Raw genomic sequence first — 26,181 nt, 5'->3', positions numbered from 1 at the left:
ATCTTAATTAAAGAGAAAGGTCATAGTAATAATTAATTTCCTGTTACTGAAGTAGTGGTTACATGATAGATGTGTCCATTACCACTGACTGTCCAATTGTTTGTACCATTTTGCACAGCTGTATATCCATCAACTTCACTTGCTGTTGGAACATTAGGCTTGGGTTGACCTGCAATTCCCGCATTATTAAGTTGATTACCGATATGTTCTTTTACAATATTCTTAGCATCTTGAGCAGTCATTGTCATCTGAGAAGATGATGATTCATTATTAACGACACCCTTTGATTGGGAAGAAGTTACACTATAATTTGATCCTGCAACCTTTGAAGTAGTTGTTGTTGAATCATCACTACTTGAATTTTTTGCTTTATTATTGTTTTTAGCTGATGATGAATTCTTCTTTGAATGGTGCTTAACCTCTTTAACTGCCTTAGTAGTTGTTGATGAAGAACTACTTGAACTAGAAGAAGCACTCTTTGAGTTACCGCAAGCAGCTAAGGTTAACATTAAAGTCCCAGCCAAAACTGTTGTCATAAATTTTTTGATCATATAATCTGCGCTCCTTAAATTTTGATAGTAATTATATTATACCAAATTACATCTATACTATTAACCAGTTATTATAAAACGACATAGTAACTAGCAGTAAAGTATTTAGTATAACCAATCTTTACAACATCACCGGGTTCTGGAGCATGAACATATGAACCATTACCGAGAGAAATAGCTACATGATACGGAGCACTGTCACTACCAAAGAATAATAGTGCACCCTTAGGAGCATTATAAACATCATAATGGTGAGTACCCAATGTTTGTTGTTGGTAAGTAGTCCGGTAGTTTGATCCTAAATTAAAGGCCCACTGCACTAGTCCAGAACAATCAAAACCACCAGGCCTGTTTCCACCCCAAACATATGGAGTACCTTGCATTGACAAAGCACGATTAACACCATCGTTTTCCGCAGTTGCAATTCCGTTACTATCTAACTTATATTTTTGACCATTTACAGTAACTTCGGTATTGGTATCCTTTAAATAGGTTACCGGATCAAAATAGTATAAACTTTCTTGCCAGTTGTATAAGCCTGACACTGCCCGACCATCATTACCGAACATGTACCAACTACCCCATTGGGACTGACGATAATCATTATCAACCCGCAGCTTAGTTACTGGATCAAAGTAGTAATAACTCCCCATCCACTTTTGTACTCCGGTTAAGGCAACTCCGTTACTACCGAGTAATACTCCTCGACCATCAACCTCAGTTGAACGGTAGTCATTATCTACTCGAAGGTAGCTACTTGGATCAAAGTAGTAGGTACTACCTTGCCAATTATATAAGCCGCTAACAATTCGACCATCATTGCCAAACATGTACCAATTATGCGTACCATCTTGCCATACCTGTTCACGGTAATCATTATCTACTCGCAAATAGCTTGATGGATCAAAGTAGTAATAAGTTCCCATCCACTTCTGAACACCGCTTTGGCGAACACCATTCTTAAACATATAGTAATTGCCATCATCAGTTTGAACATAACCATTGGCAGTTTGACCATTTTGATAGAAAGCAGTGTGATTACTGTTCCAGCCATTTTCTGGAGTAGTTACTGTAGCTGCAGCAGCCTTAGCACTAGTTGCGGCAATGGCATAACTATTATCATTAATAGCTACTGAACTATTCTCATTTGTTGTTACGTTACTTGTTGAATTGTTATCGTTAGTGTTTTCTGCAACTTCTACTGTTGCTGATTGAGAATCTGCACTAACAGTGCTAGATTCCACATTGGTTGAACTTGTTGAAGCTGATGTTACTACAGCTGTTTGATTAGCTTGTGGTTGAACATCAGTATCAGCTTGCGCATTTGAAGCAAAACTCATACCAAGTGTGACGGAAGTGATCGCAATTGCCATGCATAGCCACTGTTTGCCACTCTTATATAACTTGAAATGTTTCTTGGTATTCATATTCTTTTTAATACAGCCCTTTCAGTTCTTTAATAAAATTTACATTTTCCAATATACTACAAAGAAAAAGAATTAGAACAGATTAGGACTATATGTTAACTAATGATAATGTATGAAACTTTTTTGTAATACTTTTGAAATTTAATTTCTTAGATTTTTTTATGATTTTGCTTCGAACGTAATCGAAAAGCTAAACCTGCAATATCATACAATTTCAACTTTAACAATATAATTGGTATTGTTTGTTTCTCTTTACAATCACTTATTTTTACTTTTTGTAAAGCTCTACTGATTATATCAGTTTGTAAAATTTGCTTTAGTTTCCTTCTGCTTGCTAAATAATCTATATTATTGTCAATATCAAAGACTTCATGAACCATCATTATATTAAGATGCATTAGAATATAAAAATTAAATGCTTTTCTCAAGTAACTACTTGAAGTCAATCTAGTATTTGAAACTTTCATGGCTAGCAAATAATTACTAACCTTATTATTATCAAATGTTCTCATTGTAGAACTATTATTATTCCTATAGTTATAGAGCACGTAGTTATTTAATAAAATTGAATTAACCTTTAGCAAAAATTGAAGCATAAAGTCTCCATCTTCTGCCAGCGTTAAACGCCTATCAAACGAAATTTTATTAGTAGTTATAATTGAGCGCTTAAAAAGCTTACCCCAAACAGTCATATTTAATGTAGGAAGTTTTAACATCTTACATTTATATTTCTTTAATTGCTTACCTTCTAATAATTTGCAGACATCAATTATCTTTACTTTACTATCCCCTTTCGTATAGTTAAATATTATTAAATCTTTATCCTTACGTATTTCCTGAAGTACCACATCACTCCACTCTTGATTTAATGTATCATCTGCATCAACAAACATTACGTATTTACCAACAGCTTCTTTTAAGCCTCGATTTCTAGCACTTGAAACACCATTATTAGATTGTTTAATTATCCTGATAGTGTTACTAAATTCTTTAATTCTATCTATAGAGTTATCTGTAGAACCATCGTCTATTACTAATACTTCAACGTCTTTATTCATATTACTAGTAATACTAGTTACACATTCTCTTAATAATTCCCCGCTATTATAATTCGGAATAATTATACTCAATAACTTTTCTTTTGTCATTTTCTGTCTCCAAACAATACAATCTATAATAAAAATCTCTCTAGGCTTTTATCGTGGCTTAGAGAGATTCTACTTTTTTAGAAGAAGTACTTCAAAATGTAATCATACATATAACTAGGTACCTGCGTTAATTGCCCATCCTTGTTGGCTTGGTAAATAACACCATTAGTGTTTCTAATATAGTGGTTTGTAACTTTTAAATATGTCACTGGGTTAAAGTAGTATAAACTACCTTGCCAATTGTAAAAGCCTGAAATAATCTGACCATTATTACCAAACATGTACCAATCGTGAGTGCCATCTTGCCATACTTGTTCACGATAATCATTATCTACTCGAAGGTAAGTGGTTGGGTCAAAGTAATAGAATGTTCCCATCCACTTTTGTACACCAGTCAAAGCCTTACCATCATTACCAAGAAGTACCCCACGACCATCTCTTTGTGTAGCGATATAGTTATTCTTGACCATTAAGAAGCTAGAGGGATCGAAGTAGTACATATCACCATTAATATTAGTTAATCCAGAAGCAATTTGACCATTATCCTTGAAGTAGTATTGTAACCCCCATTGTGCAGTAAAGAAATTATTATCTACTCGCAAATGAGTCTTATAATCAAAAGCATAGTATGAACCATACCATAGATAAACACCACTTAGAGCAATACCATTCTTTCCAAGCAGCAATCCACGGCCATCTTTTTCAGTCGCTACATAAGTGTTATCTACCCGTAAATGAGTAACTGGATCAAAGTAATAGATACTTCCTTGCCAATTGTAGGCACCAGAAACAACCTTACCACCTTCGTCAAACATGTAGTAATTACCATTTTTGTCCTGAACATATCCGGTAATTCCTTGACCATCCTTATTCATGTAATACTTCATGCCATTATCAGCATCAATTATTCCGGTCTGCTTAACTCCGTCTTTAAAGTAATATGCTCCATTCTTAGTTGTAATATAACCGTTAGCAACTTTCCCTTGGTAGTAGTACTTATCGTTTTGAACTACTAAGGCATCAACAGATACTTGCTTACCATCCTTACCAAAGTAATACCATTTGCCATCTTGTTGCACATAGCCAGTACCTAATTTACCTTGGTTATTTGGATCAAAATAGTAATTAGTACCATTTATTGAAATAATACCAGTTTGTTTTTCACCATCTTTGAAATAATAAGAACTACCATCAAAGTCGACCTTATTTTGTGCAATATTACCTTTGTAATACCACTTACCATTTTTTTGTTGGAATAATTCTTTAGATGAAATTAATTGACCATTATCACCAAAGTAACCCTTGCCTGAGACATACCCGCTACTGAGATAACCTTTATCATTGAAGTTATATAACTTACCATCAATCTCTTGTACTCCGGTTTGCATGACTCCATCTTTAAAATACGACTTTGAGGTTCCATTTGGAAGCAGACCGTTGGCGAGTTGATTATTTACATAATACTTACCATCATCCTTTTTAACAAGTTTATTGGTATCTTCATCAGTCTTTGAAGTATCACTTGTTGGATCTTTAGAAATTGTTGTTTGACTCGGATTTGCGGGTGCTTCTGATTTAGTAGCTGAAGTTGGTGAAGCAGGTGCACTACTTGTAACAGTCTTATCTGCAGAATTAACATGACTACTTGTTGCAGTTTCAGAATTTTGAGATGCATTAGATTTTACATTATTATTTTCGTTAGCTGGTTGAGCTGCAACCATAGCTTCAGTAGCAGCATAATTTGTAACTTTTGTTTGAGCATTAGCCACAGTACTAGTAGCTGCAATACCTAAAACAGAAATTGCTGCTGTTAGCCAAAGTTTCCCTGCTTTATAAAGTTTAAAGTGTTTTTTCATAACAACTAAATGCCTCCGTATTAGTACTTTCTTATTCTTACACTCAATATCATACCAAATCCTAAATAAAAAAGCTTTGTTTTTCAACAAAGCTTTTTTATTTTCTAGAAAACTTCTTGATCCCAACCGGTAAGATCATAAGTTTCAATTACTCGATTCAAAGGACTAGCATATGTTGGTGCTGTAGCATAACCATCTGCCTGAAGATCAGCAGTTACAACATGGTAATCTTTTTGCCAAAGTAAGTTATTATATCGGCTATTTGAGGCAAGAAAACGTCCATGATCAACAACACTCTCATAATTACTTGGATACTTTCTAAAAGCATCATTAATATAATAATAACCATTAGAACCATATTCAGCCGTTCTCATTATAATCGATTGGCCATTATAATTTCCTTTAATCCCAAATAAATTATGTCCTTGAGTTGCTAATGCTGATTGTCCCCAATCACTCTCTAAAATGGCTTGTGCTGCCGTGACTGAAGGTAAAACTCCAAACTGTTTCCAACCTGCCTGAGCAGCTTCCTTAATGCTTGCTAGGAAAGCTGAATGTGCATCAGTAATTTCTGACAAAATCCCATTTTCATCAGCCCAGTAAGACTTACCACCTGCATAGACATAAGTATTAGTTTCTTTCAAATAACTTGATGGGTTAAAGTAATACAAACTGCCTTGCCAATTGTATACACCAGTGACAATTCGACCGCCATCACCAAACATATACCATAAGCCCCATTGAGATTGAACGTAATTATTATCAACCCGCAGTCTTGTTACTGGATCAAAATAATAATAGGTTCCCATCCATTTTTGTACCCCAGTCAAGGTAATTCCGTTACTGCCGAGTAATACTCCCCGGCCATCTGCTTCAGTTGAACGATAATCATTATCAACCCGCAGCTTAGTTACTGGATCAAAGTAGTAATAACTCCCCATCCACTTTTGTACTCCGGTTAAGGCAACTCCGTTACTACCGAGTAATACTCCTCGACCATCAACCTCAGTTGAACGGTAGTCATTATCTACTCGAAGGTAGCTACTTGGATCAAAGTAGTAGGTACTACCTTGCCAATTATATAAGCCGCTAACAATTCGACCATCATTGCCAAACATGTACCAATTATGCGTACCATCTTGCCATACCTGTTCACGGTAATCATTATCTACTCGCAAATAGCTTGATGGATCAAAGTAGTAATAAGTTCCCATCCACTTCTGAACACCGCTTTGGCGAACACCATTCTTAAACATATAGTAATTGCCATCATCAGTTTGAACATAACCATTGGCAGTTTGACCATTTTGATAGAAAGCAGTGTGATTACTGTTCCAGCCATTTTCTGGAGTAGTTACTGTAGCTGCAGCAGCCTTAGCACTAGTTGCGGCAATGGCATAACTATTATCATTAATAGCTACTGAACTATTCTCATTTGTTGTTACGTTACTTGTTGAATTGTTATCGTTAGTGTTTTCTGCAACTTCTACTGTTGCTGATTGAGAATCTGCACTAACAGTGCTAGATTCCACATTGGTTGAACTTGTTGAAGCTGATGTTACTACAGCTGTTTGATTAGCTTGTGGTTGAACATCAGTATCAGCTTGCGCATTTGAAGCAAAACTCATACCAAGTGTGACGGAAGTGATCGCAATTGCCATGCATAGCCACTGTTTGCCACTCTTATATAACTTATAATGCTTCTTTTCTTGCATAAGATATTTCTCCCCTTAGACATAAGACTACATGATATCTTAGCACATAAAAAAATGTCTTTTAATTAATTTTATTATTTGTCAATAAAAAGTAATTAAAAGACATAACTTTGTAATATATTCAATTAAGGAATGATAGTCTTAACCAATTTCAACCTCTTTAAATAGTGAAGTGGAATAGCAATAACAATATATACCACAAACGGCATTAGGAAAATATGAAGAGGACTGTTTAACGTAATTAAATAGTCTTTCCAATTACCAGCTGAGGTTTTATAAATCAGTTTATCAAAAATAGCATAAAAAATTGGATGAAGAATATAAATACCTAAACTTGACCCTGAAAGCCACTGAGCTATTTTATAACTATAATTAGTATGATTAACAAGTCGTTTAATTAAAATATATAATCCAACTGAATATAGAAACGGCCCAACGTTCCCAAGAAAAGAGTATTTTAAACCGGTTAAAACATTTAGGATATTTAATAATAAACACAAAAATCCAACTAAAATCAAAATATTTTCATGTCTTCGATTAAAGTAATTTTCTTTAATTAAATAGCCAATAATAAAATAACCCAAAAAACTAGAAGTAAGAAGTGGTTGATCAATAAATTTTGTTAAGAAGTTTATATTAATAAGCTTCCCTAGATAGGTCAGTAAGTCCGTAAAAATAAAATAAATTACAACCATACCAAACAGAACATTGCGGTGTTCCTTAGCTAATACCGAGAATACTGGCGTAACTACATACAAGGCAATAATTGAATAAAAGAACCAAAACAGATTATTAATATTATTATTTAAAAATTGTTCTAGAAAGTTCTTGATTCCTATATTTTCTTGAAAAATCGGTCCAGGAAAAGAATGAAACCTACTGTTAAACAAGTAATAAAAGGCGGACCAAAACAAAAAAGGTATTAATACTCTTTTTAATCTTTTCTTGTAAAATGTTTTTGTATCGTATTTATCACGATAATCTAGCAGAGTTGCTCCAGAATTCATAAAGAATATATACACTGCTGGTATAAAAAGGCACTGCATAATTTCGGTAATAATAAAATTAGAGTCTTTTAAAGTACCGAAATGAGCCAATTGGGACGAATGAAGCAACAATACAAAAATTATTGCTATGCAGTTAAGAACATCAATGTAATGTAATCTTTGTAATCCAAGCTTCATAACTACTCTCCGCTTACTTTCATTAAATTTAATAATTTATTTACTGATTTATCTAAGAAATAACCTTTTCGCATAAGTCTTGCAAGTTTTAACGTGTTCATTCTCATTTGATAATAATCATCTTGATTTATTTTACTTAAAACTTTATCAATTTCAGACAAGCTTTCTATTAGGATCCCCGCATGATGTTGCTGTATAAACTTTGCAACAGCTGCTTCCTTCCAAATAATCACAGGCAGTCCACTACTAATATACAATGATACTTTATGAGGATCGTTATACTTCAAATACATCCCATAGTCACCACTACAAGTATCCACACTATCTCCGTCCCATACTAAACCAAAATTGTAATTTAACTGAGCAGGTAATTCATTAGGTGAAAATTGTCCATGGTAAATAACTGCTTTTGACATATTGGAACTATTAGGTCCAAAAACATTAAGTAAGTGTTTTTGATTATATTTAGATAGGAACTTTGCTTTTAAAAGGTTACCAGCATAACAAACTTTTTCTTCATACTTAACCTTTTCTTTCAAAGAAACGGGATTTAGATAATCCCAAATTCCCATACTAACCATCGGTTTATCAATTCCCAATAATTCTAATTTTTTTAATAAGATATCATTTAATACTATTAAACCATCTGCCTGATTTAAAATATTAATTTCATCTTTTATCTTATTTTCCTGATTATTATCATTTATGAATCTTAAGGCATCAATGTCGTGAATTAAAAAAATAATCTTTATATTTTTTCCTTTTCTTATTCCACGCAAAATTGCATTCCTTTGAAAAGCCTTAGCTGTTGGATATTGAATTAATACAACGCTATTCTCTAACGTCTTACTTTTATAATTCAAAATATATGGATATAGTAACTTAGTTAATTTACTTTTTGGCCCTGGAATTATCTTAAAATCCTTTTTAGATAATATGTATTCAACATCTGATTTAGCCTTAAGTCCACCATTGTTTTTTCCACTATCTTGCCAGCCTAATATATATTTATTCATCATACTATTGACCTTTACTGATTTTTTTATTTAATTTATTAACAAGCTTATTTGAATAAGGCTTTACAAACTTTCGTCCCCAAAAGAAATTACCCTCACAAATTCTTTTATAATCATTTTCATCTAAAATAGCTGGATAACTATTATGTTTCTTTTCCCATAAAATATATCTATGAAAGTCTGTTGAAATTCTTTCTTTATAATTCGAATTACCGATGATCGTTTGCATCCAAAACTCATCAGAAAAGCAGCCCGTCTTTAACATTTGTAATAAATTAGGATGTTCATCTAAATACCTTAGAGTATATACTGCTATATCTCGAGGAAGATCACACCAGTTAGAACCTGAGTAGATTGTTAATTCAATGCCTAATTTTTTAAACTTATTAACCCTTAGTATAGTCTGAACTAAAATAGAAACTCGATGATATATTTTCCCGTATAGAGTTCGCCGGTTCATATTATCATAGTTATAATAATATTTTTGCCACCAAATTATTGGTTCTCCAGACTTTTTTACATTTGTAGCATCAAAAAATTTCATATACGCTTTATCATTTTCTTCATAATAATTATAAATCGTATTAATCGATTGCAGTGGCCAATCTTGACCAGAAATTAGATGTAAATAGGATATATCGGGGTTCTTCAGTGCTTCTTTCATTAGATTGATTGCAACCTGTCCAATCGACCATCCTCCCCAGTGGACATCAATTTGTTGATAGAATTTAATCCCTTTTTCCCTTAATTTTTGTTTTATTCCATCTGAAACATGCATTTTTTTATCAAAATGTACATAAACTTCAAATCTTGTACTTAAAATTTCAGATAGGGAGAGGACCTGTTCAATATCCCTATGAGCTATGATTAACACCGCTTGCATAATTAAGTTCTCCTCAATATTAATTTTTCCTTATTATTTTTAGTCCTTCCTGAACTATAGAAGCTTTAGTTAAGATCAACCCGATAATATATATAAATACCCCAACAAAAATTTCTAAAACTAAATTACTAATGGTCATATTAATGGATTGGCAGATACGATTAACAATTATAAACATAGCTATACCTGAGATTATATATTTCCATTGCTCCTTAAAAATTTTCCTTCTGCTTATTGTTTTTCTAATCATTACCAACTGTGTAGCTGTAACCAACAATTCAGAACCAACAGTTGCTAATGCTGCTCCATTAGCCCCCCATTTCCCTATTAATAAAAAGTTGAAAACAACATTACTTACTGCACCGATGGTTACAGAAGTGGTGTAAGCCCTAACACGATTAATAGGCATTAAGTACTGGGTACCTGTAACATTACTCCAAGCAATAAATACTATAATTGGTGCCTCAATAAACATAACCGAACCTGATAAAACGAATCCATTTCCCAAAAACCATGGTCCAAATTTTTTTGCAATTGCCATTAGGCCAAACATCATTGGAATTGAAATTGCTGATACAAAATCAAATGATGAATATAAACTATTACGAACTCCCTTTATGTCCCCCTTAGCAAACTTATTTGCAACATGGGGTAGCATAACAGTACCAGTAGCGGTAACTACTGCTAGGACAAATTTAACAATTTTATCTGCCTGCCCGAAATTACCAAGATCAGCTTGAGTTGACATGCGACCAAGCATTAATCGGTTCAACACTAAGTAAACCTGAGTAGTAATTGTTGGAATAAAGAGTAACAGTGATGGATAAAAGTGTTTAAACGGATGCCATTTCTTGACACTTACCCAAATAATGTTACCACGCAAATAGGGCCAAAGTGTAAGGTTCCCCACTAATTGAGAAGCACCTAGAATTAAAATATATTTACCTAAGTCATTAGAAGTCTTAACCATGGTGAAGATAAGGATCAGTGAGGCAATTTTTACCAAAGTATTTCTAACAACAGTTATTCGAAATTCTTCTAATCCCATAAAGTACCAGGATATATCTACTCCAGTAGCAATAATCCAAATTGCTTGAAGAAGAAAGAATTCCTTAAATGTAGTACTAAAAAGGAAAACAGCTGCAAGATATAGAATAAAAGCGGTAGAAACCGTTAGCAATTGTAGAGCCTCTACTCCCCAAAACGTCTGTGACCGCTTATATAAATCATCACGATGATAAGCAACTTCTCGATTACCATAAAGAGTAATGCCCATTTGCCCCATCAAGAAGAAGAAAGTTACCCAACTATTAGTGTATTCGTTAATACCAACATCATGTGCACCTAAAACACGAGAAATATAAGGAACGGTGATCAATGGAATGATCATGTTCAAAATTTGATATCCCGCATTATACAAATAGTTCTTGATAACTTTCATTGCTAATTACTTAAACTCCTTATTTACGGCAACTAAGGCTGCGTGGAGAACTTGATCCATATTGTAGTAGCGATATTGACCAAGCCGTCCACCAAAGATAACATTATTAGCTTTCTCTGTAGCAAGTTGAGCATACTTCTTATAAAGCTCATTATTTTGCTGGTTATTAACTGGGTAGTATGGTTCATCCCCACGATGCCAGTCAGCTGGATATTCTCGGGTAATAATCGTTTTATCTTTGTCGCCCTTACCAAATTCGAAGTGCTTATGTTCGATAATCCGCGTGTATGGCGTTTCAGCATCGGTATAGTTAATCACCGCGTTCCCTTGGTAATTACCAACGTTCTTTTCTTCAGTCTCAAAACGTAGACTCCGATATTGAAGTTCACCAAGTTGATAATCAAAGAATTGATCAATCATTCCAGTGAAAACAACCTTAGGATAATTAGCTAAATAATCATCCTTCTGATCAAAAAAGTCAACTCCAGTTTCAACATCAATCAATTCACTATCAAGCATCTTTTCAACAATTTGAGTATAACCACCAATTGGAATTCCTTGGTAGAGATCATTGAAGTAATTGTTGTCATATGTCAGACGAACAGGTAACCGCCGAATAATAAATGCTGGTAGTTCGGTAGCTTTTTGCCCCCATTGCTTTTCGGTATAACCCTTAATTAACTTTTCGTAGATGTCCCGACCAATTAATGAAATGGCTTGTTCTTCAAGGTTCTTCGGTTCCTTACCCGCCATTTCTTGACGCTGTTCGTTAATCTTTGCCAGTGCTTCTGCTGGCGTACGAACACCCCACATTTCACTAAAGGTATTCATATTAAATGGCAAATTATACATTTGCCCCTTGTAATTAGCAACAGGACTGTTTGTGTAACGGTTAAATTCAGCAAACTGATTAATGTAATTCCAGATCTCCTTATTAGAAGTGTGGAAAATATGAGCACCATATTGATGGACTTGGATACCGTCAACTTCCTTAGTGTAAATATTTCCTGCAATGTGATCACGCTTTTCAATTACCTTAACCTTTTTGCCACGCTTAGCTGTTTCGTAGGCAAAGGTAGCACCAAATAAACCGGCACCAACTACTAAATAGTCATACTTCGTCATGAGTAATTCCCTTCTTTTTGTATAAAATTTATTAGCAAATAAAATACGATTACATTTTAATATCAAACTTTACAAATATCTTGATTATACTATCAAAATATAATTTAGTATAGATGGCATAATCATGCTAGCATGTTAAAAAGATCGAAATTATTTCTATTTCAAAAAAAGCGATTAACTATAATGTTAATCGACATTTATTTTTCTTAATAATTTTCTATATTTTTAACTGCTTGCTTTATAAATTGTCCACTTCTCAAACTGCTTGCTAATTTTATAGTATTGTTTTTCATTAATTGATATTGCTCTGCAGTGATTTTATCCAAGATTTCATCTAGATTTTCTAAACTGTCCACTGCAATTCCAACTTTATTTTTAATAACAAACTCTGCTAAAGCAGCTTTCTTCCAAATAATCACTGGCTGTCCAGTACTTAAATAAAGTGAGGCTTTATGTGGATTATTATAACGCATATAATTTCCAAACTTCCCACTACAAGTATCTAATTGGTCACCATCCCAAACTAGCCCGAAATTTTGAGTAAGTTTCTTCGGTAATTCATCTGGGCTCATTTGACCATGATAAGAAACGCCTTTTAAATAGTGTTTACTTGGATATGAACCAAAGATTTCTAATTTTCCAGTTTGTAAACTCACTTTATTAAGGAACTTTGATTTAGCTAAGTTTCCGGCAAAGCAAACTGTCCTATCATATTCAGAATTTTGGTTTATTTTTTGAGGGTTGTTGTAATCAAAAATCCCCAATTCTACCATTGGAACAGTAACACCATTTTCCTGTAGCCATCGCTTCATTTCATGATTATGAACTATCAATCCATCAGTAGCGTTAAAAAGTGACCGCTCACCTTCCCAATAGGTTTGATCATTTTGAAAAAGGCGAAGTGATTCAACATCATGAACAATGAAGAACAGCTTCTTACTTTTTGAACGCATTTTTTTTACCAACCTTTTCATCACATAGCTTGAATAAGTTGGGTACTGAAAGAATAACTCATCAAATTTCTCTATATTATTAAATAAATGGGGGATTACCCAGTATGCTGTCTTAATTTTATCTAACTTAGATTTATTATTTAATTGCTGATGAATTATTTCAAAGTCAGATTGTAATAAATAATGATCCACATCTCGTTTAGCTTTGGGACCTGCATTATTACCATTTCCATAGTCAGCAACCGTAAAAATTACTTTTTTCATTTTTCTACTCTTTATGTCCGAAATTCTTAACCGTAAAAATAACAAATTCAATAATCAATCCCAGCAATGCGCCTAAAGCAAAGCCAACAACTACATATTTTTTCGTGCTAGGAGTTGTTTTACTATCGGTATTATTAACAGTAGCTTTTTGTAAAAGCGTTACCTTTCCCGAACCCGGTTGTAACAGTGGTAATTCTTCCTTCATTGCCTTTGCAGTTGCGTTAACAATCTTTACAGATGCTTCCCTAGACGATGTTTTTGCCTTTAGCTCCATCACTAACGATTGTTGTGAAATTTTAGCATCAATAGCACTCTTAATGTCATCTGTTGAGTATTTTTTCTTCATTGACTTAGACAGATGCTTTCGTGCTTCTTGAGCAATTGTCCCGTTTTCGGCAATATCCTTATAAGTTGGCATCATATTGTTATCTTCACTAACAATTGAAATATTTGCTCCACTTGACATTGTCCGCATTTCTTGAGGAATATTGTGAGAAATTACAATTTGACGACTAGCGGTATAGGTAGTTGATTTTTTCTTTTTAGCATCTACTCCCATTACTAAAGCGCCGAGGATAGCAAAAATAAGAACAACTAAAACTGGTTTCCCGTATTTTTTCATTAAATTATTTAAAGTTACGTTTTTCATTTTTCTCCTCCGATATCAATTTGTTTGAAAAATAACATTGCGCAAAAATAGCAATTAAAAACGGATCGTAGCCGAAATCTAGAAGACGTTGTTCCACAATTGCACTAATCGTTACAATAACCATAATGCTTGCTAAGGCAAAATCAGCTTTTTGAATAGAACGATAAGAAACAATTGTCATTGCTATTATGATTAATAAAGCCATTATAATTCCATAAATAATAAACAATCTTAAAAATGCGGAATCAATATAGAAATAATTATTTCCGGTAATTACTTTCTTTATTCCACCGGCAGCACCATAACCATTTTCGTAAACATGTTGACCAAAAACAGTAAGAGCATATTTTCTTATTGCCTCATGACCATAAAATAATCGCCCTGACAATAATCCATTTGCTTTTTCAAAAAGATGATTATTAGGAATATAAAGATATGATACGAGCATAGTAATATAAGCTGCCAATACTGGTAAGACCCAGTAAAAGATAGCAATCGATCTTGAAACAATATATCCTTTTTGTGCCCGTTGTCCGATCATCATTACTGGAATTACCAAAATCAAAGCATAGGCATTCAAACGTGCATCACAAAACTTAATGAGGAAGATTGCTAATAGCACAAATACTGTATAACTCTTCCACGAAAGCTTATTGAAGTAAAGATAACAATATGCCAATACTAGATATAGAATATGGGCAGCAAAATCAGTTGGGTAAATAATCCCAAATGCCCGTCTTAATGTGTGAATTCCCCGATGAAAAATTAGGTTCTTGGTTAAACCGATTAGAGAAGTAAAAAAGACAAACGAGAGAAGGATCGTTCCTAACACTAAATATAAATAAATGATTTTCTTAAAATCTACATTTCTAGCACCTAAAACAAAAATCCCCATTGGAAAGAGGATAAACTCACCTGATGTCCTCCAAGTAATGAATAGAATAGCAAGGACTAAAAGATTAACCGTTATTTTTCTTATTGTATTTGAATCAAAAAAGATAATCTTAAACAAAACGATCGCTAATGGAATAAAAGCAATTTGATGTAGAAGGTTACCAGGAAAATAAAAAGTATAGGTTGAGGTTTGAAGAAAAGCAATTACAAAGTAAAAGGCAAACGCTATTTCATAAAGGATTTGTCCATCTAACTCAAGGTTAATTAACCGTTGATATTTGGATGATAGATATTGCACCCTACTTTCCTCCTACTTTTTCTCTTTTACAATATAGATTGGTCGTTGTTTAGTTTGCATATAGATTTTGCCAATATACTTGCCGACAATTCCAATACACATCAGCTGCAATCCACCAAGTAATAACATAATACAGACCATTGATGCCCAACCAAAAGCGCTACTGCTTGGTTCAATAATTCTCCGAACAATTACAAAAATCAATCCTAAAATTGATAAGAATGCTGACATCCCACCAATCCAGGTTGCAATTGACAGTGGTGCTTCGGAAAAGTCAGTTATGCCATCCACAGCATACTTAAATAGCTTCCACGTGGACCAATCAGTTGTTCCAGCAATCCGTCGGACGTTTTTATATGGTAGGTATTTAGTCTTAAAGCCAACCCAATTAAAGATTCCTTTTGAGAAACGGTTATATTCTTTTAAAGATAAGACGGCATTAACCATTTGGCGAGTCATCATTCGATAATCACGAGCACCGTTAACAATCTTAGTATCGGAAACTTTGTTAATAACATCGTAGAATTTATCACTAAGGAATGATTTAAACTTTGCTTCACCAGTACGATCAGTTCGTCGCATCCCAACACAATCATATTCTCCCGTAGAGATATACTTATACATTATTGGTAAATATTCAGGAGGATCTTGTAAATCAACATCCATTACAACAACATAATCTCCTGTCGTCGCTTCAAGTCCAGCATATAGCCCAGCTTCCTTACCAAAATTTCTAGAAAAGGATACATAATGAACTTTATCAGGATTTTGTTGATGCAACTTTCGTAATTCATCCAGGGTCTTATCAGCCGAACCATCATTAACAAACCAATATTCAACCTCGACTGGCATCTTATTAACAACTTTTTCAACAGCAGGATAAAATAATGGAATTGATTCTTGCTCATTGTAACAAGGAACAACAATGGATAACTTAGGCAATTAAATCTGTCTCCTCTTTACGCATGTCCTGTAATCTTCCGCAGAACAAACTTACCGCCCTTCTTGAACCAGTTAGTATGCTCCATGAAGACGTACTTTACTTCAACCGTCGAATATTCAGGGTGAACCTCAAGCCATACATCCAATAGTAGCTCGCTTAAAAAGCCGTAAACCCGTTGTTCGTAGGTTGAATAATTTGAAATATCAATCCGACTTTCCACTTCACCAAGAACGTCAAACATCCATGTGCAATATTCATCTAACGGTTTACGCTTCATAATGAACATGTTAAACATGTGGGCCCATGTTCGTTTCATAACCTTTTCAAAGGCAGGGGCATATTCAGGATAATTTTGGTGGATCACCTGACGCATTACCTCAAATGGTTCATGCTCATGAGCGTGGAGGTAGTGAGATTCATTTGTCTCGATATAGTAACGTCGTTTAGGTGGCAAGATAATATCATGATCCTTAAGCAAGTCAGCCACTTGTTCACTTGACAATACCTCATCCAGTGATTTTTGGTGGTTAAGACTTAGGTAACGACGATAGTGAACTAACCCCATTGCATCAACGTCTAAGTTCTTCCATCCCCAGTAAATCGCTGTTAATTCATTATAGTAAGGGTTCTTCGCTGAAATATTGTCCCCCGTATTATCACCCTGGAAAGTATGGTTAACATCAGGATGAATCTCTTTACCAACAAATACTGGTAAATACAATGGGTCTTTGGGCATTGCATAATTTTTATGGGCAGCAACTAATACTTTTGTCTTCACAATCGTTCTCCTTAATAAGCAGCGTTGGGCTTGATCATCACCTTAACAGTTTCAAACATAATCTTAAGATCAAGCCATACTGAACGTTCATTAATGTAGGTCAAATCAAGTTCAACCATCTGATCAAAGCTTAAGGCGTTTCGCCCACCAACTTGCCACATCCCAGTAGCACCAGGCTTAACCATTAAGCGTTGACGATCATAATCAGTATACTCTTTAACTTCGTATGGTAGCGGTGGCCGGGGCCCAACAATACTCATCGAACCTCCAACAACGTTCAATAATTGAGGCAGTTCATCCAAACTATACTTCCGAATAAACTTACCAACCTTGGTAATCCGAGGGTCCTCCTTCATTTTGAACATTGCGCCTTCAACTTCATTCTGATCACGGAGCTTTTCTAACAGCTCATCAGCGTTAGTAACCATTGATCGGAACTTAAACATTTTAAAGGGCTTACCATCTTTTCCGACCCGGGTCTGGGTATAAAAAACTGGTCCCGCAGGATCATTGATTTTAATTGCGATTGCGATGATTAAAAAAACTGGACTAAGAATCACTACCGCAACTGAAGACGCAACTACATCAAAAAGGCGCTTGATAAACCGGTAGCCATACTGATGTTGCAGTTTTCTCTCATCAATATGAATTTTCTTTTGTGTCATTATACTTCTCTTTTAAGTTTTATTTTTGTACTTTTCTACGTATCTTACACATTTTACCAGCATTTTACTCGTCTGAAAAGCTTTCCTCTGAATCCTGACGATCTAGCCAAGCTTGCGTAACATCTAAATCAAAGCCTTTGCGGTACATTGCTTGTTTAAACTTCATTTCTCGCTCATAACCTTGGTAGCGACGGTAACGGTGCCAGATTTTCTCTGCCTGGTGATTCAGCAGCTCTTCTTGTTGGTCAAGATCTTCTTCTGGTTCAACCTGATCCTTAATTTGATCGTAGATCGTGCTAGCGTATCCTTTTGTCATTAGTCCCTGACGAACTTTTTGTTCCTGACGACGAGTGGGTTGGGAACGATAGCGACGAAAGAGCTTCTTGGCTAATTTTGTGGCGTTTTCTAATTGTCGTTCGAGAGTAAATTGAGCTAATGCATCGTCAATATCATTTTCACCGATCTTTTTTAGGCGGAGCTTCTGCCGAATATTCCCCGGACCTTTAAGATCAGTATTCATCTCAGTACGAACGTAACTAGCAGCGTATTCATGATCATCTAACAGCTTTTGCGCACGAAGTTTTTGCAGAACTGGCTCAATAAATTCTTCTGGCGTCTCAAGATCCCGAAGCTTTTGGATCACATCACTTTCTGTTCGTAATTGGTGAGATAAGTAATCCAGCATCCGCGAATAGGCCCGGGCAATTTGATCAGCGGTCGTAATTTGGGCTTCGAGTTCATGATCAATCTCCATCCCCTTCATCAAACGGAACTGGATCAATACACTCTCAGCTACCGGAAAGGCATATTTACCATCTAAGTAAATGTTGTACCTTCCCTGCCTTTTTTGCGCTTCAATTTTAGTAATTTTTGCCATTTTAAAATTCCTTCTTTACAAATCCACTTCTCATTCGTTGTTAATAGGTGTAAGCAGTGGCCACTACTTATCAATTAAATTAAACCAAAGGAGAATTCATCATGAGCATGTCACGAAAGTTCAAAGCAGCCAAGATTCAATTAACGTTAGTCGGAGAAAAACACCCCAAGGGAGTAAAACATGTCCTGAATAACGTTTCTGAAAATGTCAGCGAAGAACAGTTTAAGCTCCTTAGCTCTGCCATGGAAATTCTAACCACCGAAAAAGTGATTGGCGCAGACGTAGTTAATACTCAATCAATTTCCCTCGTTTAAAGATTAGAAAGGAAGATTTAATTTATGAAAACTCTTAATTTAACTTTCAAGGGTAGCCTTGGTAAGAAACACGTTCTTAAGCTAAGCTATGCAAATGATCAACTGGATGCTGAAACGGTCCGCCAAGCAATGATTAACTTAACTAATACTCACCTGTTCTTCAAGGACGGTGAAGAGCTGTACGTTACTCCAATTGCCGCGAAGTACGTTGACACAATCCCAACTGTTCTTTTCAATAGCGAAAAGCAAGCTTCAGTAGCAGAATAGCTAACAGTATTCCATTTTAATAATCCTTACCTTAATAGCGAGGCTGGTTATCTCCAGTCTCGCTATTTTCTTACAATTCGTTTACGAGCATCATCATGTTCCGTTTTAATTAACTGCCAGAAGTGCTCTTTTTCTTCGAGTTTCCCATCGTGAGCCTCTTGAAAGGCTGCGTTAATTGCCGCGCCCATCATGATGAGGTAACCAGAAAAGTCCAGCCAAACCATCATTGCAATGAAGGCTCCAATGGTCTTATAACCGATCACGCCATGGCTGAAAAGAACGGTATATAACCCAAATAACTTGGAAAGCCATAGCCAGAAGATCGAAACAAGGAATGCCCCAATTGCCGCAAAGCGAAGGCCGACCTTAGCGTTGGGAACAAAGTAATACAGCATTGTCAAAGCGATAAAGATAACGGCAAAGGTAATTGGCCACTTCAAGCTGCTGAACAGGAAAATATAGCGCCGATTGAAGTGTAGGAATGGTTGAAGCCATTTCAGGAATTGTTCACCGACCCCGTAAAGGAAGACGATCACGAAGATAATGATGACAACAACAATCATCCAGATAAACGAAATTACCCGATTGCTAATCGGATTTTGATTTTCAGCAATTCCATACGCATGATTGACACTTCGTTGAAAAGCAGCGATTCCCTGACTAGTCGACCAAAGAGCAATCAAGGCCCCGGTGGTCAGGACACCACCACTTCCTCGTTGAAGAAAATCAAGGACAAGTGGCCGAATAAAGCTATAAACCGTTGCCGGGACTAACGTTTGCAGGTAGGTAAGAACTGTATTCGCATCCAAACCGATCATCGGTAATAAGTTCCCAATCACCAGCAATGCCGGAAAAATTGAAAGTAACGTATAGTACGCGAGTGTGGCCGCAGAACTAGATAGTTGGGCCAGGGTAAAATGCTTGACCAGCATTGCAACTAAATTCTTTAATTTTGCTTTATTTAGCTTCCCGATCATTGCCCAACTCCTCATCAGTAATACTCGTTCATTATACATTATTTTGAATTGCGTGCGAACTGGGGAAAAGGCCATCTCCACTTATTAGCTATTCAATATTTCATTATGGATCATCAAAGCGCGAGCCCAATCTTGTGGACTAGCAATTTCTCCGGTAAATTCTACCCAGCGTTTTCGAATACTAAACGTAAAAATTTGAAGTGGATTAATATAGCCTTCGATTTCCTTTGTATGCAGTGGTATGAAGAACTCCCTCAATCGATTATTCTTGGCATGTGTAACCGACATGACCATTACCAGCCCGGTGACCTTACTATAATTAGCAGAACTCATCACGATTGCTGGATGCCTCCCCTTAATTTCTTCACCAACAGAAGGCTCAAAATCAATCCAAATCAGATCCTGCTTTTGAGGAAGGTACTTATTAATGTAATAATTCGTCATCCCTTACCCCACCATCAATAAAGCCAGTATCATCACCATCATAAAGATGCTTTGCAACAAATTCACTATTCTTAAAAGGATTACTACGTTTAGGCATATACACTATCGCCCCACTTCGATCTTGGTATACCTCATATTCCTTGTACCGCTTCTTAATAGATTTAGGAACGGTAAGAACATCCGATGTTCCAACGCGTCTGATCTTAACTGTCATTTTAACGCCCTCCGTTAATATATATTTGATATACATTATATCTCACCTCTCAATGTCTTAGAAGGAATATCGCTTATTCCCACACCATTTAAAAACGGAAAAAAATCAGAAAAGATCGGAAATTAACCGAAACTTTTCTGATTTTTCAGTGCAATTTAAAGATTATCGGTGCAAAATCGACTGATTTTGCACCGATAACTTGTTTGTTGCACCGATTTAATTTTTAATACTTCGAGATAACGACTCAGAAAGCGTGCTTGCCAAGAACTTGCTAGAGCCAGCATTACCACTGCAACATAGTCGAAACATGCTCGTCAGGGACTTGCTAGAGCTAACGCCCTTCTGGCTAGACGTGAACAAAGTCACGCCTTCGCCAGAAGTCATCGTTAGCCAACCGCAAGTCCTCTGCTGACTCGCACTCTCCTACTTAATCACATTCTTAACATGGTGTTTCTTAGCAGAGATTTGGTAGAAGATCAAAGCTACTGCAGCGAAGAAGACAGGACCAGCGATTGTCCAGAAAGCAGTCTCCCAATCCTTATCTAACATTGGTTGGATAAAGGTAAAGAGAATTCCGACAATCAAAATAATTTCAACGAAACAAACAATCGTATTAGTCAATGCCTTGTTCTTGAAGACAACAAATGGCCGTTCAATATCTGTCCGCTTCTTAAAGAATGGAAATGCACCAACTAAGAAAAGGTATGGGAAACAGGTGGAAACGTTGGCCATATCAGTCAAGATGGTGTAGAACCGTTGAGCGGCAGAACCACCAAAGGCAACCAAGAAGATAATAATGGAAACAACTGTAACCTGAAGCCACATTGCATTGGCAGGCATCCCCGCCTTATTAAGCTTAGTGAGCTTCTTTGGCCATAAATCAGGGTTAGAACCAAGAATAAAGGCCTTAATTGGTGAATACATCAGAACGAAGAGGGCTCCTAAGAATCCTAGTGCCTGTGAGAAGGCAACAATCCGTGTCATGGCAGCACCCCATTCGAGAGCAACTGCATGAGAAAATCCTAAAGCAGTTCCTAATTTAACCCCTAAGATGTTAAAGAGGACATAAGTAGCGTTCCCCAGGTTAGTTGTCGACACTGCAAAGTCATGCTTGTAATTAGCAAACCAACCAGCCATCAAAATCATGATGACATAAGCACCGATTGTAAAAATAGAGGCAATGATTAAGCCACGTGGGAAAGTCTTTTCAGGGTTCTTCATTGAATCAGTAACAGATCCAAGTGATTCCATACCACCATAAGCGAAGATTGCATAAACAACGAAAGAAATAATTGCAATTGGCGTCTGGAATTGTGGGTTAGGTGACATAATCAAGCTCTGAGCACCATCAAAATGTTGAGCTAAAACACCCTTGTTAATAATCAAAACAATAATAGCTGCAATCACATAAATGATATTAACAACAACGGTGAAGATCCCACCAAGTGAACCAACTTTGGCAATCGCAGTCATCCCCTGAGAACTAAAGTAGGTACAAGCAATCATTAAGATAATTCCAAGGACACCAATAACTTCAGTTGAAGTCATTCCCCAGAAATGCCACTGCTGAGTGGTATCCTTACCAAAAATCAATGCGGAAAAAGTAATCCAAATCCGGGAAGCGGTGGAAACCATCCAAACAATCCAGGAAGCTAACCAAACGAAAGTTCCGATAAAAGCCATTCGTTCACCAATCGAACCGGCAAGCCAGGAGTAAATTCCTCCTTTAGCGTCTTTAAATGCAGAACCATATTCTGCCATCATTAAGCCACACGGGAAGAAGAAACAAATACCCGCAAGCGCATACCAGATAATACTGCCGTAGCCCATTTGTAAGTAGGCGTTTGATACGTTACCAAAACCAAAGATCGCAGTAATGATCATCGTCACTAGGCCGAAGGTAGTAATCATTTTTTTATTACTACTCTGCTCATCCAAAACAAAAAACCTCCATAATATAATGCAAAGATTCTTAAATAAAAATAAGAAATTATTTAATATTTTAAGTATAGTCCTCTTTACTAAAAATAAAAGAGTTTTTCAGTATTTCTTATCATTTTCTAATTTTATTTATGCATATTAATTGACTTATTCACGCATAAAATACATTATTAGTGATTAATACAATAAATTTTCGTATATTTATTAATATGGTCATCGAACATTATGAACGATTTATTTGAATAACTCTTAGTAAAGCTTGCTCCTTCAATTCTCATAAATCATAAAATGACAGATCACTAATTTTTCTTTAGCAGATCTGCCATTTTATTTATGCATTATTATGTTCCCTTTATTTAACTTTAGTGGTCACTTTATTTTCTTATGGGTTAATGGAGTGCAAAAGAGTCGAAACGCGTTCCCTCGAAACTCGCCAGAGCTAACAACCTCCGGGGAGTTTTTTACGGCTTCACGCTCTCTACTTTACTCAAACTTTTGAGCAATATCTTTAGCAATTTCACTGTAATGCTTCAAGTACTTAGCGTAATTGTCGTCATAGATGTATTTAGCATCAGTCTCTGGATCTTGAGAAGTCAAGATCTTTGGCCCCTTATCGGTAACGACAAGCGTGTGTTCATATTGGCAAGACCAACCACCATCAGCAGTTTTAGCAAGCCAACCACTTGGGTCACTAGTATCGGCCTCCCAAGTTCCGGTATTAATCATTGGTTCAACGGTAATTGTCATCCCGTTCTTTAAGCGGAGTCCTTGACCGTGTTCGCCATAATGAGGAACCATTGGATCTTCATGCATTGTTGGTTGAATACCATGACCGACAAATTCACGAACATCACCATAACCATTTTCATCTTCAGTATAGTGTTGGATAACGGCACCAATATCACCAATTCGGTTACCAGCAACACATTGATCAATCCCCATGAATAATGACTTTTTGGTAACATCCATCAACTTTTGAATTTCCGGCTTAACGTTACCAATTCCATAACTCCAGCAGGAATCACTGAAGAAGCCGTCAACACTAACAACGGTATCAATCTTAGCTAAATCGCCATCTTTAAAGATGAGCTTCTTCCGTGGAAAACCGTGACAAATTTCATCATTAACACTGACACAGGTTGCGTATTTGTACCCTTCAAAGCCAATTTGTTCGGCTTTAGCACCGGCAGCCTTAAAGTACTTCCGGGCAAAGTCTTCAACTTCCCAACTTGAAATTCCTGGCTTAATAAATTGCCGGATTCCAATATGCATACTTGCAAGGGCAGCACCGGCCTTTTCCATCGCTTCAATTTCGCGTGGTGATTTTAATGTAATCATTAAATTGTCCCCTTCATTATTTTATACGTAAACTAGTATAACACTTGTCACCAAAGAAGTAGCAAAGCATGCTATACTATGGAACGTAATTTATTTTAAACGGGGGAATAAAAATGGCTAAAGCACTTGTTGTTTACGCAACCATCACCGGTAACAACGAAGATGTCGCCGATATCATTACTGAATCATTCGAGGATCAGGGTGTGGAAGTCGACGAGACGGAAATTACAATGGCTGACGTGGAAGACTTTCAGGATGTCGACATTTGCGTAGTTTGTCCTTATACCTATGATGAAGGAGCTCTTCCAGATGAAGGATTAGACTTCTACGATGATCTTCAAGAAGCCGACTTAACTGGCAAAGTTTATGGGGTTGCTGGTTCAGGCGATACCTTCTACGCTGATGATTATTGCAAGGCAGTCGACCTGTTCGGCGAAGCATTTGAAAAAGCTCATGCTACCAAGGGATCCGATAATGTCCACATTAACTTATCGCCAGACGAGGATGATATTAAAACCCTTGATAACTTTGTCGCAGAATTAGTTAAAAAGGCGGCTAAGTAATGATTAAGCAACTCTGGAGTAAGTATAAATCGATCATTGCCTACCTGTTCTGGGGCGTTGTCACTACTGTTGTTAACTTAGCGGTCTTTCAAATTTTAAGTCCCGGTCTTCACTGGAATGTTGAAGTAGCAACCGTAATTGCATGGTTTGCCTCTGTCCTAGTAGCCTACTTCACGAATAAAGTGTGGGTCTTTGGTTCTCACTACACGACCGTTAGTGACTTCTTAGTTGAAATTCTTCGCTTCTTTTTCTATCGTGGACTGACCTTAGTAATTGATATGGTAATTACCTATGTTGGAATCCAAGTTCTCAAGTTCGATACCCCATTACAACAATTTATTGTTAAGTTTATTGATAACGTTATTGTGGTAATCGCAAATTATATTTTCTCGAAGTGGTTAATCTTTAAGGATAATCGTGGGATTGAAGATAAGTAAATATTAGCAGGCTGAATCAGGGATTGATGCAGGCTGCTATTTTTTCTTCGTTGCTTTTCATGCAAAAACGCCTAAATGCCGTCTTATATATTTAGGAGGATTGAAAGCCTCAACTCTAATAAGGATGGTGGCAAATGGATTATCGTGAATCATATCTAAAGCAACTTGAGGAAAAATGGGAGCATTTGACAATTACGAATGACATTATGTTTGGGATGGTAATGGAAAATGAACAAATCTGTTTAGAACTTATTCAGCGTTCCCTACCAGAACTAAACATTAAAGCAATTTCACGAATTACTCCCCAGAAACAAATTACTGGTCCAATTAGTGCACGAACAGTCCGGTTTGATGTTTTTGTCCGTGATGAAGAGCAGCGGACTTTCGTGGTTGAAATGCAAGTTGCGGATAAGCACAATCTTCCCTTTCGGCTTCGTTATTACCAACAGCAAATTGATTTCGATATTTTAAACGTTGGCGACGATTACACAAAATTAGCACAGTATCCAACCTACATAATTATGTTCTGCGATTTTGATTATTTTGGTCGCGGCTGGAGTAAATATCAGTTTGAAAATCGCTGTATTAATGATCCAAAGCTTAAGCTAGGTGATCAACGGCAAATTACGATCTTCAATGCCAAAGCTAGCCAGTTTCATGGTAATATGAAGCTAAAGGGATTCCTCAAATTAATGGGAAACCAAATTGACACAAGTGATCAGCTTGTCAAACAAGTACGGACTGAAATGAAACGGATTCGTGAAGACCCGATAAGGAGGCATGGCTTTATGAAATATGAACTTGATCTAATGGATGCACGAAGAGAAGGTAAAGAGGAAGCTCAAAATGAAGCACAAGTCAAAGCAGTTACGATGCTAAAGGATTTGGGTTTAGAGCAAGAAAAAATTATTTCAGAATTAGCTAAAACATATAACATGAGTCATGATGAAGCCTTAAAGTTAATTCAGAAAGTTAGATAGTTATGACATAAGTACTTTTATCAAGTCCAAATACGAACA

27 protein-coding genes are annotated in these 26,181 nt (G+C 36.0%); 5 read left to right on the top strand and 22 right to left on the bottom strand.

Annotated features, from left to right (window positions below; translation table 11 throughout):
- Positions 1-32: 32 nt before the first annotated feature.
- From HUK45_RS05430 to recX, 17 genes are all read right to left on the bottom strand, one after another.
- Positions 33-551: a hypothetical protein gene (locus tag HUK45_RS05430; RefSeq protein ID WP_191911449.1), complete on the bottom strand. Its 519-nt coding sequence runs from the start codon at positions 549-551 to the stop codon at positions 33-35.
- 71 nt (positions 552-622) lie between these two features.
- Positions 623-1,978 carry an NlpC/P60 family protein gene (locus tag HUK45_RS05425; protein ID WP_191911448.1) on the bottom strand — a complete coding sequence of 452 codons (1,356 nt, stop codon included), beginning with the start codon at positions 1,976-1,978 and terminating at the stop codon, positions 623-625.
- Positions 1,979-2,127: 149 nt separating this feature from the next.
- Positions 2,128-3,126: a glycosyltransferase family 2 protein gene (locus HUK45_RS05420; RefSeq protein ID WP_191911447.1), complete on the bottom strand. Its 999-nt coding sequence runs from the start codon at positions 3,124-3,126 to the stop codon at positions 2,128-2,130.
- Between the two features lie 77 nt (positions 3,127-3,203).
- Positions 3,204-4,982 (bottom strand): KxYKxGKxW signal peptide domain-containing protein, encoded by a 1,779-nt coding sequence (locus tag HUK45_RS05415; protein ID WP_191911446.1) that lies wholly within the window; start codon positions 4,980-4,982, stop codon positions 3,204-3,206.
- A 104-nt stretch (positions 4,983-5,086) separates the two neighbouring features.
- Positions 5,087-6,697 (bottom strand): glucosaminidase domain-containing protein, encoded by a 1,611-nt coding sequence (locus tag HUK45_RS05410; RefSeq protein ID WP_191911445.1) that lies wholly within the window; start codon positions 6,695-6,697, stop codon positions 5,087-5,089.
- A gap of 125 nt (positions 6,698-6,822) precedes the next feature.
- Entirely contained in the window at positions 6,823-7,881 is a 1,059-nt protein-coding gene (locus HUK45_RS05405) for an acyltransferase (protein WP_191911444.1), read from the bottom strand.
- Between the two features lie 2 nt (positions 7,882-7,883).
- The gene (locus HUK45_RS05400; RefSeq protein ID WP_191911443.1) at positions 7,884-8,900 is read right to left on the bottom strand and encodes a beta-1,6-galactofuranosyltransferase; all 1,017 of its coding nucleotides are present in this window, start codon (positions 8,898-8,900) and stop codon (positions 7,884-7,886) included.
- A gap of 1 nt (position 8,901) precedes the next feature.
- Complete coding sequence (locus tag HUK45_RS05395) at positions 8,902-9,780, bottom strand: beta-1,6-N-acetylglucosaminyltransferase (protein WP_191911442.1); 879 nt, start codon at positions 9,778-9,780, stop codon at positions 8,902-8,904.
- Between the two features lie 19 nt (positions 9,781-9,799).
- Positions 9,800-11,221 (bottom strand): oligosaccharide flippase family protein, encoded by a 1,422-nt coding sequence (locus HUK45_RS05390; RefSeq protein ID WP_191911441.1) that lies wholly within the window; start codon positions 11,219-11,221, stop codon positions 9,800-9,802.
- A gap of 6 nt (positions 11,222-11,227) precedes the next feature.
- Entirely contained in the window at positions 11,228-12,346 is a 1,119-nt protein-coding gene (gene glf / locus HUK45_RS05385; RefSeq protein WP_191911440.1) for a UDP-galactopyranose mutase, read from the bottom strand.
- Between the two features lie 206 nt (positions 12,347-12,552).
- A complete protein-coding gene (locus tag HUK45_RS05380) occupies positions 12,553-13,563 on the bottom strand; it encodes a sugar transferase (protein ID WP_191911439.1) in 1,011 nt (336 codons plus the stop codon).
- A 4-nt stretch (positions 13,564-13,567) separates the two neighbouring features.
- Positions 13,568-14,212, bottom strand: a complete 645-nt coding sequence (locus HUK45_RS05375) for a YveK family protein (protein ID WP_191911438.1) — start codon at positions 14,210-14,212, stop codon at positions 13,568-13,570.
- Positions 14,190-15,404: a hypothetical protein gene (locus HUK45_RS05370; RefSeq protein ID WP_191911437.1), complete on the bottom strand. Its 1,215-nt coding sequence runs from the start codon at positions 15,402-15,404 to the stop codon at positions 14,190-14,192. Before HUK45_RS05370 ends, HUK45_RS05375 begins: the two co-directional genes overlap by 23 nt.
- A gap of 12 nt (positions 15,405-15,416) precedes the next feature.
- Complete coding sequence (locus tag HUK45_RS05365; protein WP_191911436.1) at positions 15,417-16,346, bottom strand: glycosyltransferase family 2 protein; 930 nt, start codon at positions 16,344-16,346, stop codon at positions 15,417-15,419.
- 17 nt (positions 16,347-16,363) lie between these two features.
- On the bottom strand, positions 16,364-17,125 hold the full coding sequence (locus HUK45_RS05360; protein ID WP_191911435.1) for a DUF4422 domain-containing protein: 762 nt from the start codon (positions 17,123-17,125) through the stop codon (positions 16,364-16,366).
- Between the two features lie 11 nt (positions 17,126-17,136).
- Entirely contained in the window at positions 17,137-17,790 is a 654-nt protein-coding gene (locus HUK45_RS05355) for a sugar transferase (protein ID WP_191911434.1), read from the bottom strand.
- A 64-nt stretch (positions 17,791-17,854) separates the two neighbouring features.
- The gene (recX, locus tag HUK45_RS05350) at positions 17,855-18,667 is read right to left on the bottom strand and encodes a recombination regulator RecX (RefSeq protein ID WP_191911433.1); all 813 of its coding nucleotides are present in this window, start codon (positions 18,665-18,667) and stop codon (positions 17,855-17,857) included.
- Positions 18,668-18,768: 101 nt separating this feature from the next.
- Here recX and HUK45_RS05345 point away from each other — a divergent pair, with 101 nt between their 5' ends.
- Positions 18,769-18,981: a hypothetical protein gene (locus HUK45_RS05345; protein WP_191911432.1), complete on the top strand. Its 213-nt coding sequence runs from the start codon at positions 18,769-18,771 to the stop codon at positions 18,979-18,981.
- Between the two features lie 24 nt (positions 18,982-19,005).
- Positions 19,006-19,248, top strand: a complete 243-nt coding sequence (locus HUK45_RS05340) for a DUF2922 domain-containing protein (RefSeq protein WP_191911431.1) — start codon at positions 19,006-19,008, stop codon at positions 19,246-19,248.
- A gap of 62 nt (positions 19,249-19,310) precedes the next feature.
- Here HUK45_RS05340 and HUK45_RS05335 read toward each other — a convergent pair whose 3' ends face one another.
- From HUK45_RS05335 to map, 5 genes are all read right to left on the bottom strand, one after another.
- Positions 19,311-20,240, bottom strand: coding sequence for a YihY/virulence factor BrkB family protein (locus tag HUK45_RS05335; RefSeq protein ID WP_235972023.1), 930 nt, complete (start codon positions 20,238-20,240; stop codon positions 19,311-19,313).
- Positions 20,241-20,309: 69 nt separating this feature from the next.
- Entirely contained in the window at positions 20,310-20,669 is a 360-nt protein-coding gene (locus HUK45_RS05330) for a type II toxin-antitoxin system PemK/MazF family toxin (protein ID WP_191911430.1), read from the bottom strand.
- The gene (locus HUK45_RS05325) at positions 20,650-20,883 is read right to left on the bottom strand and encodes an antitoxin of toxin-antitoxin stability system (RefSeq protein ID WP_191911473.1); all 234 of its coding nucleotides are present in this window, start codon (positions 20,881-20,883) and stop codon (positions 20,650-20,652) included. The genes HUK45_RS05330 and HUK45_RS05325 overlap by 20 nt, the downstream gene beginning before the upstream one ends.
- A 423-nt stretch (positions 20,884-21,306) precedes the next feature.
- Positions 21,307-22,821, bottom strand: a complete 1,515-nt coding sequence (gene yjeM / locus HUK45_RS05320) for a glutamate/gamma-aminobutyrate family transporter YjeM (protein WP_191911429.1) — start codon at positions 22,819-22,821, stop codon at positions 21,307-21,309.
- A gap of 486 nt (positions 22,822-23,307) precedes the next feature.
- Complete coding sequence (gene map / locus HUK45_RS05315) at positions 23,308-24,162, bottom strand: type I methionyl aminopeptidase (RefSeq protein WP_191911428.1); 855 nt, start codon at positions 24,160-24,162, stop codon at positions 23,308-23,310.
- A gap of 113 nt (positions 24,163-24,275) precedes the next feature.
- Here map and HUK45_RS05310 point away from each other — a divergent pair, with 113 nt between their 5' ends.
- The 3 genes from HUK45_RS05310 (at position 24,276) to HUK45_RS05300 (ending at position 26,142) form a co-directional block, all read left to right on the top strand.
- Positions 24,276-24,725, top strand: a complete 450-nt coding sequence (locus HUK45_RS05310; RefSeq protein WP_191911427.1) for a flavodoxin — start codon at positions 24,276-24,278, stop codon at positions 24,723-24,725.
- A complete protein-coding gene (locus HUK45_RS05305) occupies positions 24,725-25,162 on the top strand; it encodes a GtrA family protein (protein WP_003716743.1) in 438 nt (145 codons plus the stop codon). The genes HUK45_RS05310 and HUK45_RS05305 overlap by 1 nt, the downstream gene beginning before the upstream one ends.
- A 134-nt stretch (positions 25,163-25,296) precedes the next feature.
- The gene (locus tag HUK45_RS05300; protein WP_191911426.1) at positions 25,297-26,142 is read left to right on the top strand and encodes an Rpn family recombination-promoting nuclease/putative transposase; all 846 of its coding nucleotides are present in this window, start codon (positions 25,297-25,299) and stop codon (positions 26,140-26,142) included.
- Positions 26,143-26,181 lie beyond the last annotated feature (39 nt).

The organism is Limosilactobacillus urinaemulieris (genome assembly GCF_014838745.1).
In the GTDB taxonomy this organism is placed as follows: domain Bacteria; phylum Bacillota; class Bacilli; order Lactobacillales; family Lactobacillaceae; genus Limosilactobacillus; species Limosilactobacillus urinaemulieris.
The sequence above is the reverse complement of the archived record's forward strand: the minus strand, read 5'-3'. Positions and strand labels throughout refer to the sequence as shown.

Excerpts from the sequence above, each read along its gene's own strand:
- HUK45_RS05430 (WP_191911449.1), bottom strand. The coding sequence starts at position 551 with ATGATCAAAAAATTTATGACAACAGTTTTGGCTGGGACTTTAATGTTA.
- HUK45_RS05425 (WP_191911448.1), bottom strand. The coding sequence starts at position 1,978 with ATGAATACCAAGAAACATTTCAAGTTATATAAGAGTGGCAAACAGTGG.
- HUK45_RS05420 (WP_191911447.1), bottom strand. The coding sequence starts at position 3,126 with ATGACAAAAGAAAAGTTATTGAGTATAATTATTCCGAATTATAATAGC.
- HUK45_RS05415 (WP_191911446.1), bottom strand. The coding sequence starts at position 4,982 with ATGAAAAAACACTTTAAACTTTATAAAGCAGGGAAACTTTGGCTAACA.
- HUK45_RS05410 (WP_191911445.1), bottom strand. The coding sequence starts at position 6,697 with ATGCAAGAAAAGAAGCATTATAAGTTATATAAGAGTGGCAAACAGTGG.
- HUK45_RS05405 (WP_191911444.1), bottom strand. The coding sequence starts at position 7,881 with ATGAAGCTTGGATTACAAAGATTACATTACATTGATGTTCTTAACTGC.
- HUK45_RS05400 (WP_191911443.1), bottom strand. The coding sequence starts at position 8,900 with ATGATGAATAAATATATATTAGGCTGGCAAGATAGTGGAAAAAACAAT.
- HUK45_RS05395 (WP_191911442.1), bottom strand. The coding sequence starts at position 9,780 with ATGCAAGCGGTGTTAATCATAGCTCATAGGGATATTGAACAGGTCCTC.
- HUK45_RS05390 (WP_191911441.1), bottom strand. The coding sequence starts at position 11,221 with ATGAAAGTTATCAAGAACTATTTGTATAATGCGGGATATCAAATTTTG.
- glf (WP_191911440.1), bottom strand. The coding sequence starts at position 12,346 with ATGACGAAGTATGACTATTTAGTAGTTGGTGCCGGTTTATTTGGTGCT.
- HUK45_RS05380 (WP_191911439.1), bottom strand. The coding sequence starts at position 13,563 with ATGAAAAAAGTAATTTTTACGGTTGCTGACTATGGAAATGGTAATAAT.
- HUK45_RS05375 (WP_191911438.1), bottom strand. The coding sequence starts at position 14,212 with ATGAAAAACGTAACTTTAAATAATTTAATGAAAAAATACGGGAAACCA.
- HUK45_RS05355 (WP_191911434.1), bottom strand. The coding sequence starts at position 17,790 with ATGACACAAAAGAAAATTCATATTGATGAGAGAAAACTGCAACATCAG.
- recX (WP_191911433.1), bottom strand. The coding sequence starts at position 18,667 with ATGGCAAAAATTACTAAAATTGAAGCGCAAAAAAGGCAGGGAAGGTAC.
- HUK45_RS05345 (WP_191911432.1), top strand. The coding sequence starts at position 18,769 with ATGAGCATGTCACGAAAGTTCAAAGCAGCCAAGATTCAATTAACGTTA.
- HUK45_RS05340 (WP_191911431.1), top strand. The coding sequence starts at position 19,006 with ATGAAAACTCTTAATTTAACTTTCAAGGGTAGCCTTGGTAAGAAACAC.
- HUK45_RS05335 (WP_235972023.1), bottom strand. The coding sequence starts at position 20,240 with ATGAGGAGTTGGGCAATGATCGGGAAGCTAAATAAAGCAAAATTAAAG.
- HUK45_RS05330 (WP_191911430.1), bottom strand. The coding sequence starts at position 20,669 with ATGACGAATTATTACATTAATAAGTACCTTCCTCAAAAGCAGGATCTG.
- HUK45_RS05325 (WP_191911473.1), bottom strand. The coding sequence starts at position 20,883 with ATGACAGTTAAGATCAGACGCGTTGGAACATCGGATGTTCTTACCGTT.
- map (WP_191911428.1), bottom strand. The coding sequence starts at position 24,162 with ATGATTACATTAAAATCACCACGCGAAATTGAAGCGATGGAAAAGGCC.
- HUK45_RS05310 (WP_191911427.1), top strand. The coding sequence starts at position 24,276 with ATGGCTAAAGCACTTGTTGTTTACGCAACCATCACCGGTAACAACGAA.
- HUK45_RS05305 (WP_003716743.1), top strand. The coding sequence starts at position 24,725 with ATGATTAAGCAACTCTGGAGTAAGTATAAATCGATCATTGCCTACCTG.
- HUK45_RS05300 (WP_191911426.1), top strand. The coding sequence starts at position 25,297 with ATGGATTATCGTGAATCATATCTAAAGCAACTTGAGGAAAAATGGGAG.